This window comes from Actinomadura kijaniata NBRC 14229 (assembly GCF_001552175.1).
Taxonomy (GTDB): domain Bacteria; phylum Actinomycetota; class Actinomycetes; order Streptosporangiales; family Streptosporangiaceae; genus Spirillospora; species Spirillospora kijaniata.
In genome coordinates this window covers 1-13,898 of sequence record NZ_BCQR01000138.1, presented here as the reverse complement: position 1 = coordinate 13,898, position 13,898 = coordinate 1, and the positions used below count along the sequence as shown (strand labels likewise).

General features: G+C 73.0%; 13 protein-coding genes. 6 read left to right on the top strand and 7 right to left on the bottom strand.

Features of this window, described 5'->3' with window-relative positions; genetic code table 11:
- Nucleotides 1–9: 9 nt before the first annotated feature.
- Nucleotides 10–1,644 carry a cytochrome bc1 complex cytochrome b subunit gene (gene qcrB / locus AKI01S_RS34970; RefSeq protein WP_067827643.1) on the bottom strand — a complete coding sequence of 545 codons (1,635 nt, stop codon included), beginning with the start codon at nucleotides 1,642–1,644 and terminating at the stop codon, nucleotides 10–12.
- A 270-nt stretch (nucleotides 1,645–1,914) separates the two neighbouring features.
- Here qcrB and AKI01S_RS34965 point away from each other — a divergent pair, with 270 nt between their 5' ends.
- The 3 genes from AKI01S_RS34965 to AKI01S_RS34955 all read left to right on the top strand — a co-directional run bounded on the left by AKI01S_RS34965 (nucleotide 1,915) and on the right by AKI01S_RS34955 (nucleotide 4,851).
- Entirely contained in the window at nucleotides 1,915–3,174 is a 1,260-nt protein-coding gene (locus tag AKI01S_RS34965) for a PucR family transcriptional regulator (RefSeq protein ID WP_067827640.1), read from the top strand.
- A gap of 103 nt (nucleotides 3,175–3,277) precedes the next feature.
- Nucleotides 3,278–3,853, top strand: a complete 576-nt coding sequence (locus tag AKI01S_RS34960; RefSeq protein WP_067827637.1) for an RNA polymerase sigma factor — start codon at nucleotides 3,278–3,280, stop codon at nucleotides 3,851–3,853.
- Nucleotides 3,850–4,851 (top strand): CU044_5270 family protein, encoded by a 1,002-nt coding sequence (locus AKI01S_RS34955; protein WP_157420374.1) that lies wholly within the window; start codon nucleotides 3,850–3,852, stop codon nucleotides 4,849–4,851. Before AKI01S_RS34960 ends, AKI01S_RS34955 begins: the two co-directional genes overlap by 4 nt.
- A 25-nt stretch (nucleotides 4,852–4,876) precedes the next feature.
- On the opposite strand, the gene AKI01S_RS34950 is transcribed toward AKI01S_RS34955, so the two are convergent.
- Genes AKI01S_RS34950 through AKI01S_RS34940 form a run of 3 tightly spaced genes read right to left on the bottom strand, consistent with a single transcriptional unit; the run spans nucleotide 4,877 to nucleotide 8,102 of the window.
- A complete protein-coding gene (locus AKI01S_RS34950) occupies nucleotides 4,877–5,869 on the bottom strand; it encodes a HAMP domain-containing sensor histidine kinase (RefSeq protein ID WP_067827629.1) in 993 nt (330 codons plus the stop codon).
- Nucleotides 5,866–6,561 (bottom strand): response regulator transcription factor, encoded by a 696-nt coding sequence (locus AKI01S_RS34945; RefSeq protein WP_218009931.1) that lies wholly within the window; start codon nucleotides 6,559–6,561, stop codon nucleotides 5,866–5,868. Before AKI01S_RS34945 ends, AKI01S_RS34950 begins: the two co-directional genes overlap by 4 nt.
- Before the next feature lie 59 nt (nucleotides 6,562–6,620).
- A complete protein-coding gene (locus AKI01S_RS34940) occupies nucleotides 6,621–8,102 on the bottom strand; it encodes a glutamate-cysteine ligase family protein (protein ID WP_067827626.1) in 1,482 nt (493 codons plus the stop codon).
- A 236-nt stretch (nucleotides 8,103–8,338) separates the two neighbouring features.
- On the opposite strand from AKI01S_RS34940, the gene AKI01S_RS34935 reads away from it, so the two are divergent.
- Nucleotides 8,339–9,697 (top strand): sensor histidine kinase, encoded by a 1,359-nt coding sequence (locus AKI01S_RS34935; RefSeq protein ID WP_067827624.1) that lies wholly within the window; start codon nucleotides 8,339–8,341, stop codon nucleotides 9,695–9,697.
- A 146-nt stretch (nucleotides 9,698–9,843) separates the two neighbouring features.
- Here the strand turns inward: AKI01S_RS34935 and AKI01S_RS34930 are convergent, their stop codons facing one another.
- Nucleotides 9,844–10,395 carry a YceI family protein gene (locus tag AKI01S_RS34930; RefSeq protein WP_067827621.1) on the bottom strand — a complete coding sequence of 184 codons (552 nt, stop codon included), beginning with the start codon at nucleotides 10,393–10,395 and terminating at the stop codon, nucleotides 9,844–9,846.
- Nucleotides 10,396–10,545: 150 nt separating this feature from the next.
- On the opposite strand from AKI01S_RS34930, the gene AKI01S_RS34925 reads away from it, so the two are divergent.
- Nucleotides 10,546–11,172, top strand: coding sequence for a TetR/AcrR family transcriptional regulator (locus AKI01S_RS34925; RefSeq protein ID WP_084000552.1), 627 nt, complete (start codon nucleotides 10,546–10,548; stop codon nucleotides 11,170–11,172).
- Between the two features lie 19 nt (nucleotides 11,173–11,191).
- Here the strand turns inward: AKI01S_RS34925 and AKI01S_RS34920 are convergent, their stop codons facing one another.
- Entirely contained in the window at nucleotides 11,192–12,439 is a 1,248-nt protein-coding gene (locus AKI01S_RS34920; protein WP_067827619.1) for a sensor histidine kinase, read from the bottom strand.
- The gene (locus AKI01S_RS34915) at nucleotides 12,436–13,092 is read right to left on the bottom strand and encodes a response regulator transcription factor (protein ID WP_067827616.1); all 657 of its coding nucleotides are present in this window, start codon (nucleotides 13,090–13,092) and stop codon (nucleotides 12,436–12,438) included. The genes AKI01S_RS34920 and AKI01S_RS34915 overlap by 4 nt, the downstream gene beginning before the upstream one ends.
- Nucleotides 13,093–13,248: 156 nt before the next feature.
- Here AKI01S_RS34915 and AKI01S_RS34910 point away from each other — a divergent pair, with 156 nt between their 5' ends.
- The gene (locus tag AKI01S_RS34910; protein WP_067827612.1) at nucleotides 13,249–13,773 is read left to right on the top strand and encodes a hypothetical protein; all 525 of its coding nucleotides are present in this window, start codon (nucleotides 13,249–13,251) and stop codon (nucleotides 13,771–13,773) included.
- Nucleotides 13,774–13,898: the final 125 nt, after the last annotated feature.

Here is a 13,898-nt window from a genome sequence, read left to right as displayed (position 1 = left end):
GGGAACGGATCAGGGCTCGGCGGGCTCGTCGAGCGCCTTGCGGTGGCCCGGCGTCTCCTCCGGGGGCGCGTCCCGGTGCCCGTTCGGCGGCTCGGCGACGTCCGCCAGGAAGCGCCGGTTCAACGCGACGCGGACCCGGTGCAGCGGTCGCCTCGCCTCGGGCGGCGCCACGCCGTGGCGTTCGGGACGTCCGATCGGCAGCGCCGGGGCCGGGCGCGGATCGGTGACCGGGGCCAGCTCCTCGTCCGACAGCGGCCGCTCCACCTCGGAGAACCCACCCTCCGGCGACATGCGGATCGTGCCGGTCTCCAGGCCGTGCGCGACCATCGCGCGGTCCCGGAGCTGCAACCCCAGGCAGATCCGGTAGGCGATCACGTACGCCAGCACCGGCCCCAGGATCACCAGCCCCCGGAAGAACCACGTCGTCCAGAACAGCGGGATGTCGAACTTGTAGGCGATGACGTCGTTGCCCCCGGCGGCCCACAGCCCCCCGTAGAACACCACGCCCGCCATGCCGATCCCGGTGCGCGCGGGAACGTCGCGCGGCCGGTCCAGCAGGTGGTGGATCTCGTGGTCGCCGGTCACCCAGCGTTCCAGGAACGGATAGGCCGCCAGCCCCGTGAACAGCACGCCGGGCACCACCAGCGCGGGCACGATCACGCTCATCGGCAGCGTGTGGCCGAACGCGCTGATCTCCCACGACGGCATGATCCGCAGCGCGCCCTCCATCCAGCCCATGTACCAGTCCGGCTGCGAGCCCGCGCTGATCGCGCCCGGGTCGTAGGGCCCGAACAGCCAGATCGGGTTGATCTGGAAGAACGTCGCCAGCAGCGCCGTCACCCCGAGCGTCCACAGGAAGTACGCGGTCGTCTTGCCGATGAACACCGGGAAGAACGGGTAGCCGCGCACCGTCCGGTTCGTGCTGCCCTTGCCCGGGAACTGGGTGTGGGTCTGCCGCCAGGTCAGCACGACGGCGTGCAGCGGGACCAGCGCCAGCAGGATGCCCGGGATCAGCAGGATGTGGATCACGTACAGCCGGGGGATGATCTCGGTGCCCGGGAACTCGCCGCCGAACAGGAACATCAGCGCATAGGACCCGACGACCGGGATCGACAGGATCACGCCCTCCAGGATGCGGATCCCGGTGCCCGACAGCAGGTCGTCGGGGAGCGAGTAGCCGAACAGGCCGTTGACCATCACGAGCATGAACAGCACGATGCCGATCAGCCAGTTCAGCTCGCGGGGTTTGCGGAACGCGCCGGTGAAGAAGTTCCGCAGCAGATGGATGACGATCGCGCCGAGGAAGACGACCGTCGCCCAGTGGTGGAGCTGCCGCATCAGCAGTCCGCCGCGCACGTCGAAACTGATGTGGAGTGTGGAGGCGTAGGCTTCACTCATCCGCACTCCGCGCAATGGCGCGTAGGAGCCGTCGTAGTGGACCTCGACCATGCTCGGCTTGAAGAACAGGGTGAGGAACACCCCCGTCAACAAAACGATCACGAACGAGTACAGCGCGATCTCACCGAGCAGGAAGCTCCAGTGATCGGGAAAGGCCTTGCGGAACGCCTTGCGCAGGAACGCGGCCCCGCCGAAACGCTCGTCACCGGCCCGTCCGGCGGCCCCCAGGGGCTTGGGAACAGTCACGCTGACCTCCCGACGGCGGCCTTCCGAACGCGGCCGCCGATGGCGTCGCTCGTTCGTCTCCTCCCAATGTCGCACCGCGAAAGATCGTGATCCACCCGTGGGACCTGGAAGTTCTCATCAGCCGAGACGGCCGAATCCGGTCGGGTCCCGCCCTAGACTTTGCGCCCGACGTCTCAGCGGGTCATGATTTCCACCACACAAGCCACATAAGTCATTAATTACCCCTTGTGTTCGTGAAGCGACGCAAGGAAAAGCACACGGGGAGGGCACGTGGCTGAGGAGCCGGCGGGACGCCCCTGGGCGGACCTGCCCCGGGAGCTGGCGGACCATATGCGGCCCCACCTCGACGAGGTGGCCGACGACATGATCCACGAGATCCAGACGCGGGTCCGCGAGTACGACCGCCCCGGTGACGGCTCCTACTCCGGCACGCTGCGGCTGGCCGTCGAACGCGTCCTGCACTACTTCGTGGAACGCGTCGCCGACCCGGCCAACGAGCCCACCACCTGCAACGACTTCTTCCGCGCGATCGGCCGCGGCGAGGCGGGCGAGGGCCGCAGCCTGGACGCCATGCAGGCCGCGATGCGCGTGGGGGGGATGATCGCCTGGCGCCGCATGGCCGAGGGCGCGGCGACGCTGGACGTCGGGCCCCGCACCCTCGGCGCGGTCGGCGAGGCCCTGATGCTGTTCCAGGACGAGCTGGCCGCCGCCGCGGCCGAGGGGTACGCGCAGGCCAAGGCCGCCGTCGCGGGCGAGATGCAGCGCCGCCGCCGGCGCCTGCTGGACCTGCTGTTCGCCGACCCGCCCGCCGCGCCCGAGGCGATCGCCGACCTGGCCGCCGCCGCGCACTGGCCCGTCCCGCGCACCGTCGCCGCCGTCGCGCTCGGCCGGCAGGAGTCGCGCCCGCCCGCGTTCCCCCCGGACATCCTGGCCGACCTGACCCGCCGCACCCCCAGCCTGATCATCCCCGACCCGGACGGCCCCGGCCGCGCCAAGCTGGTGGACCGCGCCCTGGCCGGGACCCTGGCGGTGATCGGACCGACCGTGCCGGTCGCCGAGGCGGCCCGGTCCATCCAGTGGGCCCGCAAGACCCTCGGCCTGGTGCGGCGCGGCGTGATCGAGCAGGACAGCGGCGTGATCCGCAGCGTCGAGCACATGTCCACGCTGATCCTGTTCCAGGACGAGGACCTGATCACCTCGCTGGCCGACCTGCGCCTGGCCCCGCTGTCCCATCTGCGCCCCAGCCAGCAGGACCGGCTCGCCGAGACCCTGCTGGCCTGGCTCCAGTCGGGCCGCAACGCCAACGAGGTCGCGATGCGCCTGCACGTGCACCCGCAGACGGTCCGCTACCGCCTGCGCCAGCTGGAGGAGCTGTTCGGCGACCAGCTCCTGGACCCGGACCTGCGCTTCGACCTGGAGATCGTGCTGCGCGCCCGGGCCCTGCTGGCCGACCGGCCCGACGAGATCCTCTCCTCCCCGGGGGAGGCGGTCGGCGACACCGGGGAGATCGTCACCTTCCGCCGCACCTGACCGGAGATTTCCGGAGAAGACGGGAACCGGGTCGCCGCACCCGGCCGAGTAAGGGGTGAACACCGTCCCCCGAAAGGATCCCGATGACCCGGAAGCGAAAGCGGTGACCGCGACCGACGCGGAGTTGATCCGCCGGTCGCTGCGGTCGGCGGAGGACTTCGCCGCGCTGTTCGACCGGCACGGCGACGAGATCCACCGCTATGTGGCGCGGCGGATCGGCCCCGAGCACGCCGAGGACGTGGTCGCGGACACGTTCCTGGTCGCCTTCCGCAAACGCGCCGCCTACGACACCGGGCGCGACGACGCGCGCCCGTGGCTGTACGGGATCGCGACGCACGCGATCCGCGACCACCTGCGGGGCGAGCGCCGCCGCGCCGGGCTGCTGGCGCGGGTGCTGCCGTCCCGCGCGCAGGAGCCGTTCGACGAGCGCAGCCTGGCCCGGGTCGCCGCGGCGGGCCTCGGCCCCCGGCTGGCCGCCGCCCTGCGCCGCCTGTCCCCGGCCGAGCGCGACCTGCTGCTGCTGATCGCCTGGGCCGACCTGAGCTACGAGGAGGCCGCCGCCGCGCTCGGCCTGCCGGTCGGCACGGTGCGGTCACGGCTGCACCGCGCCCGCCGGAAGGCGCGGCGCGAACTCGGCGACACCGACCCTTTGACCATCGGCGAGGAGTCATGGGCGTGACACACGACGACATCGACCTGTTCCGGCGGGCGCGGCCCGAAGCCCCCGCCTACGACCCGACCGCCAAGGCGAGCCTGCGCGAGCGGCTGGCCACCCAGACCATCGAGGAGACACCCGTGCGGACGAGGAAGCCGATGCGACGGTTCGTGGCGGTGGGCGCGCTCACCGCGGCCATGGCGGTGGGCGTCACCGTCGTGCAGAACGTGGAGTGGGGCGGCGGCGCGCCGGGGCCGGACGGCGGGAGCCGTCCGGTCGTGCTCGGCCCCGTCGCCAACGCCGCCGCCGGGGAGTTCGCCGCCAAGGCCATCGACAAGGCCAACGCCGAGTCCCCCGTCACCCCGCGCCCCCACCAGTGGGGTTACGTGAAGTCGGTCCACGCGGAGTCCTCCAAGGGCGCCGGCGGGCGGCTGTTCGGACCGCCCGACCGGCGGGTGACCAAGGAGAGCTGGCGCCGGGTGGACGGCGCGCAGGCTGCGACGGTCGTGCGCGGCAAGGTCCAGGTCCGCCCGGTCACGGACCTGGAGCGCAGCGCCGTGCCGCGCAGCGACTACCCCTACCTGCTGTCGCTGCCGACCGATCCGAAGGCGCTGCTGGACACCGTCTACAAGGCCACGGAGGGCCACCCCGTCGACCGGAACGCCGCCGCGTTCCGCGCCATCGAGGTGTTCATGCGCGACGCCGCGCTGCCGCCGAGGTTGCGCGCCGCGATGTACGGGGCGCTCGCGAAGATCCCCGGCATCCGGTTCGAGCGGAAGGCCGCCGACATCCTGGGCCGCCCCGGGGTGACCTTCTCCGTGGTCGAGGAGGGGTACCTGCGCAGCGAGATCATGATCGACCCGCGCACCTACGAGTACCTGGGACACCGCACGGTCGTGATCAGGGCGCACCAGGCCACCACCGAGCGCGGCACGGTGCTCCGCGACAAGCCCGGAACGGTCCTCGGCTGGGGCGGCCTGGTCAGGGCCGGGATCGTCGACAGCGCGGGCGCGCGCCCCTGACCCGCGGCCCGGCCCCGCGTCCGGGTCACCCCGGCAGGGTGACCCGGATGCGGCATCCCCGCTCGGTGTCGAGCACCTCGATGCCGCCGCCGTGCAGGTCCACCGCCCACCGCGCGATCGCCAGGCCCAGGCCCGTGCCGCCGTCGCTGGCGGTGCGGGAGCCGCGGGAGAAGCGCTCGAAGACCCGCTCCCGGTCCGCGACCGGGATGCCGGGCCCCTCGTCGGCCACCTCCAGCGTGAAGCCGGGCCGGGCGGTCACGGTGACGACGCCGCCGGGCGGGCTGTGCCGGGCGGCGTTGTCGAGCAGGTTGGCGAGCACCTGGTGGAGGCGGTCGCGGTCGGCGCTCACCCGCAGGCCCGGCGTGATGTCGGTCTTGACCGCGACGTCGGGGTGCAGGGCCGCGGCCTCGGCGACGAACGCCGCCACGTCCAGCTCCTGCGGCTCCAGCGGCACGACCCCGGCGTCCACCCGCGACAGGTCCAGCAGCTGCGTGACCAGGCGGCCCAGGCGCTCGGTCTGCTGGACGGCCGACTCCAGCACCTCGGGCGTGGCCGGCGTGACGCCGTCGGCGACGTTCTCCAGCACCGCCCGCAGCGCGCTGATCGGCGTGCGCAGCTCGTGCGAGACGTTGGCGACGAACGCCCGCCGCTGCCGGTCCACCTCGGCCAGGTCGGCGGCCATCCGGTTGAACGCGACCGCCAGCTCCCCGACCTCGTCGCGCGAGGTGGCCCGCACCCGGCGGCTGTAGTCGCCGCGCGCCATCGCCCGCGCGGCGGCGGTCATCTCCCGCAGCGGCGCGGTCATCCCGTGCGCGATCAACTGCGTGATCACCAGCGAGACCAGCACGCCGAGCGGCAGCGTGACCCGCGCCCGCAGCCCCAGCCGGTACCCCCACAGCACCATCAGGATCGCCGACACCCCGGTCACGACCGTGACGACGCCGAACTTCAGCTTGATCGAGCGCAGCGGGTCCAGCGGCCTCGGCAGTTTCGTCCACAGGCTGTGGATAACTTTCACGAGGTCTCCAGGGCGTAGCCCACGCCGTGCACGGTCCGGATCAGGTCGGCCCCCAGTTTGCGGCGCAGCGCCTTGACGTGCCCGTCCACCACGCGGGTGCCCGACGCCCCGTTGCAGGCGTCGGCCCAGTCCCACACCTGCTCCAGCAGCACCGACCGGGTCAGCACGGCGCCCCGGTGGCGCGCCAGGCACTCCAGCAGCTCGAACTCGATCGGCGTCAGGTGCACCTCGCGCCCGTCCACCCGGACCCGCCGCCCCGCCCGGTCGATCTCCAGCGGCCCGGCCCGCAGCACCTGCCCGGCGTCCCGCTCGGAGGCCGCGGCGGCGGCCCGGTCGAACCTGCGCAGCACCGTCCGGATCCGCGCCACCAGCTCGCGCATGCTGAACGGCTTGGTCAGGTAGTCGTCGGCCCCCACGCCGAGCCCCACCAGCAGGTCGGTCTCGTCGTCGCGGGCGGTCAGCATCACCACCGGGACGGGCCGTTCGGCCTGCACGCGGCGGCACACCTCCAGCCCGTCGAACCCGGGCAGCATCACGTCCAGCACCAGCAGGTCGGGCCGCCGCTCGCGGGCCGCCGCCACCGCCGACGGCCCGTCCCCGGCCACGTCCACGACGAACCCCTCCGCCGTCAGCCGCGCCTCGACGGCCCGCGCGATGGTCGGCTCGTCCTCGACGACCAGAATGCGTGTCACAGCCCGACTGTAGAACGCGAATGTGAAGATCCTGTGCGGACGCCCGCCGGCCGGCGTCGCTAGGCGGCGATGGGCCAGGTGTGCACCGGCTCGTTCGAGCGCATGTTCTCGGCGTAGATCCGGACCATGCGCCGCAGCGCCTCCTGCCGCGAGACGCCGAACCGGCTCTCGATCGCCTCCACCGTCGCGACCTGCCACGTCGCGCCGGTCTGCTGGGTGACGCAGCGCCGTTCGACGATCCCCAGCAGCCGGTCCCGCCGCCCCGCGTCCACGCCCCACCGTTCCAGGCCCTCGTGGGCGAGCGGCAGCAGCCGCCGCAGGATCAGCTCGCCGGCGGGCGCCTCGCCGACCCCCGGCCAGTACAGGGAGGCGTCCAGCCCGCCCCGCGCCGCCCGGTGCAGGTTGTCCTCGGCGGTCGCGAACGACATCCGCGTCCACAGCGGCCGTTCCTCCTCGGCCAGCATCCGGACGAGCCCGTAGTAGAACGCGCCGTTGGCGACGATGTCGGCGACGGTCGGCCCGGCGGGCAGCACGCGGTTCTCCACGCGCAGGTGGGGGCGGCCCTCGAACACCGCGTAGATCGGCCGGTTCCAGCGGTAGATGGTGCCGTTGTGCAGCGACAGCTCCTCCAGCGCGGGGACGCCGCCCTCGTCGAGCACCGCGACCGGGTCCTCGTCCTCGCACAGGGGCAGCAGCGCTGGGAAGTAGCGGGTGTTCTCCTCGAACAGGTCGAACACCGAGGTGATCCACTTCTCGCCGAACCACACGCGGGGCCGCACGCCCTGCGACTTCAGCTCCTCGGGCCGGGTGTCGGTGGACTGCTCGAACAGCGTGATCCGCGTCTCGTCGTGCAGCCGGTGCCCGAACAGGAACGGCGAGTTCGCGCCCAGCGCGACCTGCGGCCCGGCGATGGCCTGCGCGGCGTTCCAGTACGCGCCGAACTCGTCCGGGCTCACCTGGAGGTGGAACTGCACGCTCGTGCAGGCCGCCTCGGGGGTGATGTTGTCGGCGTGCATCCGCAGCGGCTCGGGGCCGTCGATCGCGATGTGCAGCTCCTCGCCGCGCGCCGCGAAGATCTGGTCGTTGAGCATCTTGTAGCGGGCGTTGGACGACAGCGTCTCCTCGCCGATGTCGCTGCGCCGCAGCGTCGGCAGGATGCCGATCATCACCAGGTTGCCGCCGACCTCCTGGGCGCGCGAGTCGGCGTGCGCGAGATGGTCGCGGACCTCGGTCTCCAGCGCGCCGGTGTTGTCGCCGCCCAGCACCCGCGGCGGGATGTTGATCTCCAGGTTGAACTGGCCGAGCTCGGTGGCCCACGCGGGGTCGGCGATGGCCTTCAGCACGTCGGCGTTGCGCATCAGCGGGTCGCCGAGCGCGTCGATCAGGTTGAGCTCGATCTCCAGGCCGATGTGCGGACGCTCGAAGTCGAACTGCGACTCGCCGAGCATCCGGGCCAGCACGTCCAGACAGCGGCGCACCTTGTCGCGGTAGCGCCGCCGATCCTCGCCGCTGATGGTGACCGCTGTGACGTCCCTGCCCATGTGACCGTCCCTGCGTGCGATGAACTGTCACAAAACGGATGTCCGATCTGGCGGTGGCGAAACCCGAGCGCGGGTTTCGGGCACCCGTTTCGTTACCGTTGAGTACGTCGTGGTGGTACGCCCCCGACCTCGCCCGCGCGTGACACTCTGTGACGGACGAGAAACGGTTGGCCTCACCGCCCGCCGGGCAGGAACGCCCGGCGGGCGGCGACGCCCGGACGGGAACGGGGAGGACGATGCGCTTGCGGCCCCGGTCGATCAGGGCGCGGGACACCCTGGTGTCGTTCGTGCTCGCGGCCCTGGTGTTCGGCGCCGTGGCGGTCGGTGCGGACGCGGCGATCCGCGGCACGGCCGAGGCGGGCCTGCTCCAGGAGGTGCAGAACGCCGCCCGCCGCACCAGCGGCGCGGTCCGCGACGGCACCCTGCCCACCCCGATCCCCGACGACTCCGGCGGCCGCCTGCTGGTCCAGGTGGTCGGTCCGCGCGGGCACGTGCTCGACGCCACGCCCGCCGCCGCCGGACGGCCCCCGGTCAGCCGGAAGTGGCCACCGCCCACCGAGCGTGTCCAGGACTTCACCGAGTGCCACGGCCGCGGCCTCGGCCGCGAGTGCGTCGTCCTGGAGGCCATCCGGGTGACCACCGCGCCGGACTCGGTGGTGGTGTACGCGGCGCGGCCCCTGCCGTCCTACCTGGTCACCGGGCTGCTGGAGGTGCTGCTGGGCGCGGCGGTGCTGGCGCTGTCGTCGCTGGTGGCCTGGACGACCTGGCGGATCGTCGGCCGCACCCTGCGGCCCGTGGAGCAGATCCGCGCGCAGCTGTCGGAGATCAGCGCCAGCGACCTGAGCCGTCGGGTCCCGCAGCCGCCCGGCGAGGACGAGATCGCGCAGCTGGCCCGCACCGCCAACGAGACCCTCGACCGCCTCGAACAGGCCGTGTCCCGGCAGCGCCAGTTCGCCTCCGACGCCTCCCACGAGCTGCGCACCCCCATCGCGGGCCTGCGCGCCAACCTGGAGGACGCGGCGATGTACCCCGACGACACGGACCTGCGGGAGGTGGTGCGGTCGGCGCTGCGCGACACCGACCGGCTGGAGTCGATCGTCACCGACCTGCTGCTGCTGGCCCGCATCGGCACCGGTGGCTCCGCCGCCCAGGAGGTCGTGGACCTGTCGGAGCTGACCCGTGCCGAGCTGGAGCGCCGCCCGTTCCTGCTGAAGATCGAGTCGGACCTGGCGGACGGCGTCCACGTCCGGGGCGTCCGCATGCAGCTGGTCCGCCTGCTGAACAACCTCCTGGACAACGCCGACCGCTACGCCGACACCAGGGTCCGCGTCACGATCACGCCCGAGGGCGACCACGCCGTGCTGCGGGTCGCCGACGACGGCGCGGGCATCGCCGCCGAGGACCGCGAACGCGTCTTCGAGCGCTTCACGCGCCTGGACAGCGCCCGCAGCCGGGGCGCCGGCGGCACCGGCCTGGGCCTGGCCATCGCCCGCGAGATCGCCCACGCCCACAGCGGCACCCTGACCATCGAGGACGTGCCCAGGGGCGCGTCCTTCGCGTTCCGCGTCCCGCTGATCACCGACGAACCGTCCTGACGGCCGGGAAAGCGAGAAGGCCGCCCACCGGTTCAGTGCGGTGGACGGCCTGTCGCCGTTGAAAAGCCCAGGTCGGCGCTGCCTTTCGGGGCGACCCCAGCCCCGGCGGGAGCGGCCTGGCGGAGAGTCTCGCTGCGCGGTCCTCGTCAGGCGCGCACGGCCTGGATCTCCAGCTGGATGTCGACCTTGTCGCCGAGCAGGGCCTTGTCGCCCTTCAGCGGGACGTTGAACTCGATGCCCCAGTCCTTGCGGTTGATGGTGGTGGAGGCGGAGAAGCCGGCGCGGACGCCGCCCCACGGGTCCTCACCGATGCCGTGGAACTCGACCTCCAGGGAGACCGGGCGGGTGACGCCCTTGATGGTCAGGTCGCCGTCCACGAAGTAGTCGCCGCCCTCGGCGCGCACGCCCTTGGTGGCGAAGGTCATGGTGGGGTGGTTCTCGACGTCCAGCACGTCGGCCTGGCGCACGTGGGCGTCGCGGTCGGCGTTGCGGGTGTCGATGGAGGCCATCTTGATCTCGGCCGTGGCGGTGGACTCGGCCAGGGTCTCGGCGACCTGGACCGCGCCGGAGAACTCGGTGAAGCTGCCGCGCACCTTGGTCATCAGGTGGCGGATGCTGAAGGTGACCTCGGAGTGGGAGGGGTCGATGTTCCAGGTGCCGGCGGTCAGGTCGGGGGCGATGGTGGCGGTCGCGGTCATGGTGACTCCAGAGAAGTTTGAAGATTCAACGACTGGAACGGAGCTTAGTTGATTTTTCAAGCATCCGTCAAGCCCTCCTCGCCGCAGGATCACGATAGGGCATCACGTACATACAGGGCGTCCTGTATGTGTCTCGGATAGGGTGCGCTCATGCCGACGCCGACCCGCCCCCGCCGCACCCAGGAGGAGCGCACCGCCGCCACCCGCCGCGCGCTGCTCGACGCGACGATCGACTGCCTGGTGGAGCACGGCTACCACGGCACCACGACGACCCGGGTGGTGGAGCGCGCCGGGGTGTCCCGGGGCGCGCAGGTGCACCACTTCCCGACCAAGAACGCCCTGGTCCTGGCGGCGGTGGAGCATCTGGCCCGCAAGCGCGCCGCCCAGTTCGTGGAACAGGACCTGGACCGGCTGCGCGCCTCCGCCGACCCGATCGGCGACGCCATGGACCTGGTCTGGGAGGTCCACCAGGGCAAGCTGTTCGAGGCGTCCATGGAGCTGTGGACCGCCGCCCGCACCGACCCCGAGCTGCGCGCGCACGTGGCCGACCTGGAACGCCTGGTCACCACCGGGATCCTGGACATGGCGCGGGAGTTCCTGGGCGACCGGGCCGACGAGCCGGACTTCCAGGGGGACCTGTTCGTGGTGCTGGAGACGGTCCGGGGCCTGCGCCTGCTCCAGTTCATCCACCCGACGACCCCGGAGCGCACCCGCGAGCGCTGGCTGCGCAGCAAGGCCCGCCTGCGCCTGATCACCGAGTCCCGCGGGCCCGCCTGACACCGGGCCCCGGACGCGGTCAGCCGCCGTCCCCGTCCGTAACGTCGGCAGGGAGGACGGCGGTGACCACGAGGCCGCCGTCGGCGCGGGGACGGGCCGTGGCCTCCCCGTCGTGGGCGCGGGCGATGGCGCGCACGATGGACAGGCCGAGCCCGGCGCCCTTGGCGGTGACCAGGCGGTCGGCGTCCAGCCGGCGGAACGGCTCGAACAGCGCCGGGACCTCGTAGCGCGGCACCACCGGGCCGGTGTTGGCGACCTCGACCTCCACCCGGCCGTCGTCGCGGACGCGGCTGGCGACCTCGACCCGGCCACCCGGCCCGGTGTTGTGGCGGATGCCGTTCTCGACGAGGTTCTGCACCAGGCGCTCCAGCAGCAGGGCGTTGCCCGCGGTGACGGCCTCCGCCGCCTTGACGTGCACGGAGATCCCGGCGCGTTCGGCCTCCGGGGCGGTCTGCAGCAGGACGTGGCCGACGATGTCGGCGAGGTCCACGGGGGCGCGGTCGGTGATCTCGTTCTCGGATCCGGCGAGCAGCAGCAGCCCGGAGATCAGCCGCTCGTGCCGCGAGTTGATCTCCAGCAGGTCCGCGCCGAGCCGCCGCACGTCGGCGCTGGCGTTCCCGCGGTGCATGGCCATCTCGACCAGGGCACGGCCGAGGGTGAGCGGGGTGCGCAGCTCGTGGGAGGCGTTGGCGACGAAGCGGCGCTGCCCGTCGAAGGAGCGGTCGAGCCGTTCCAGCATCGTGTCGAAGGTGTCGGCCAGCTCCTTGACCTCGTCGTCCGGGCCGCGCAGCGCGATGCGCTCGTGCAGTCCGCGGTCGGCGGCCGGGGCGGCGGCGATCCGCCGGGCGGTGTCGGTGACCTGGTGCAGCGGCGCCAGCACCCGGCCCGCGACGAGCCAGCCGAACGCCATCGCCGCGCCGCCGACCACCGCCAGCGCGATCCCGCCCTGGGCGAGCAGCGACACGGTCGCGGCCCGGTGCATCGACCTGCGCTGCTCGCTCGTCCACCGCTCGATGTGCTCGGGGAGCGGCGAGGCGTTCCGCCCGCCGCCGTCCCGCCGTCCCGGTGCCGACGGGGACGCCGACGAGGCGGGCGCGATCCCGGTCATCAGGACCTTGGTCCCGGGCCGGGCGAGCTGCTGGGTGAACAGCGCGTAGGTGACGCCGAGCAGCACCACCCCGGCGACCAGGAACAGCGCCCCGTAGGTGAGGGTCAGCCGGGTCCGCAGCGACACCCGGCGTCCGGACCGGCGCAGCGGCGTCCTCATGGGATCCGGTATCCCACGCCGGTGACGGTCTCGACGACCGGCGGGTCGGCGAGCTTGCGGCGCAGCTTCAGCACGGTGAGCCGCACCGCGCCGGTGAACGGGTCGGCGTGCTCGTCCCACACCTTCTCCAGCAGGCGCTCGGCCGACACCACCGCCCCGTCGGCGAGCAGCAGCTCGGTCAGCACCGCGAACTCCTTGCGGGCCAGCGGCACGTACCGGCCGTCCCGGAACACCTCGCGGCGGGCCGGGTCCAGGGTGATCCCGGCGCGCCGCAGCACCGGCGGCGCGGCCGGGCGGGACCGCCGCCCCAGCGCCCGCACCCGCGCCGCCAGCTCGGCGAACGCGAACGGCTTGGCCAGGTAGTCGTCGGCGCCGATGCCCAGCCCGGCGACCCGGTCGGTGACGTCGGCGGCGGCCGTCAGCATCAGCACCCGCGCGCCCGCGTCCCGCTCCACCAGCTCGCGGCACACGTCGTCGCCGTGCACGACCGGCAGGTCCCGGTCCAGCACGACCACGTCGTAGTCGTGGACGGCCAGCCGCTCCAGGGCCGCGCCGCCGTCGCGGGCGACGTCCACGGCGTGCGCCTCCCCGCGCAGCCACTCCGAGACCGCGTCGGCGAGCAACGGCTCGTCCTCCACCACCAGCACCCGCATGGGCACGCCTCCTTGTGATCCTCGGCCCCGCCATGCTGGCGGCGGCGGTGTTTCCTCGCCGTAAGGGCCGGAGGAAACACCGAGGAAACGCCCCGCCCGGTTGCATCGCCTTCCGTCGGGCCGGAACGTCCGGCCCCGATGGGAGGAGAACCCCCGATGCGACTGCGATCCCTCGGCGCGCTCACCGCGCTGCCGCTCGTGCTGGCCCTGACGCTGACCGGCTGCGGCGGGGACGGCGGCGACGACGGCGGCGTGGCGTCGGCGGGCGGCGGGCAGGGCACCAAGGCCGCCGCGTCCCCGAGCATGAACCGCGACGAGATGGGCCAGAAGTTCGCCGAGTGCATGCGCAAGAACGGCGTCCACGTGGACGACCCGCAGCCCGGCAAGGGCGTCCAGATGCTGCTGGACAAGAAGGTGCCCAAGGCGACCGTGGACAAGGCGATGGAGGCGTGCCGCCAGTTCAACCCGATGCAGAACTCCGCGGGCGGCGTGAACCCGAAGATGGAGGAGCGGAACCGCAAGTTCGCCGAGTGCATGCGCGCCAACGGTGTGGAGAAGTTCCCCGACCCCAAGCCGGGCCAGCGCGGGGTCCAGATCGGTCCGGAGGTCGGCGAGGACCCCGACTTCCAGACGGCCCAGGGCAAGTGCCGGAGCGTCCTGTCGCAGGAGCCGGGGCAGTGACGGCGGAGACGACCGAGACCGCGGCGGAGGAGCGGGCCCCCGAGAGGCGGCGGCGCGGTCGCCGCCGCCCCCGCCGCCGCACCGTCCTGGCCCTCGGCGCCGTCGTCGCGGCGGGCGCGGCGGCC

What these genes read in the sequence shown, in the direction of transcription:
- AKI01S_RS34940 (WP_067827626.1), bottom strand. Translation starts at nt 8,102, where the DNA reads ATGGGCAGGGACGTCACAGCGGTCACCATCAGCGGCGAGGATCGGCGG.
- AKI01S_RS34935 (WP_067827624.1), top strand. Translation starts at nt 8,339, where the DNA reads ATGCGCTTGCGGCCCCGGTCGATCAGGGCGCGGGACACCCTGGTGTCG.
- AKI01S_RS34930 (WP_067827621.1), bottom strand. Translation starts at nt 10,395, where the DNA reads ATGACCGCGACCGCCACCATCGCCCCCGACCTGACCGCCGGCACCTGG.
- AKI01S_RS34925 (WP_084000552.1), top strand. Translation starts at nt 10,546, where the DNA reads ATGCCGACGCCGACCCGCCCCCGCCGCACCCAGGAGGAGCGCACCGCC.
- AKI01S_RS34920 (WP_067827619.1), bottom strand. Translation starts at nt 12,439, where the DNA reads ATGAGGACGCCGCTGCGCCGGTCCGGACGCCGGGTGTCGCTGCGGACC.
- AKI01S_RS34915 (WP_067827616.1), bottom strand. Translation starts at nt 13,092, where the DNA reads ATGCGGGTGCTGGTGGTGGAGGACGAGCCGTTGCTCGCCGACGCGGTC.
- AKI01S_RS34910 (WP_067827612.1), top strand. Translation starts at nt 13,249, where the DNA reads ATGCGACTGCGATCCCTCGGCGCGCTCACCGCGCTGCCGCTCGTGCTG.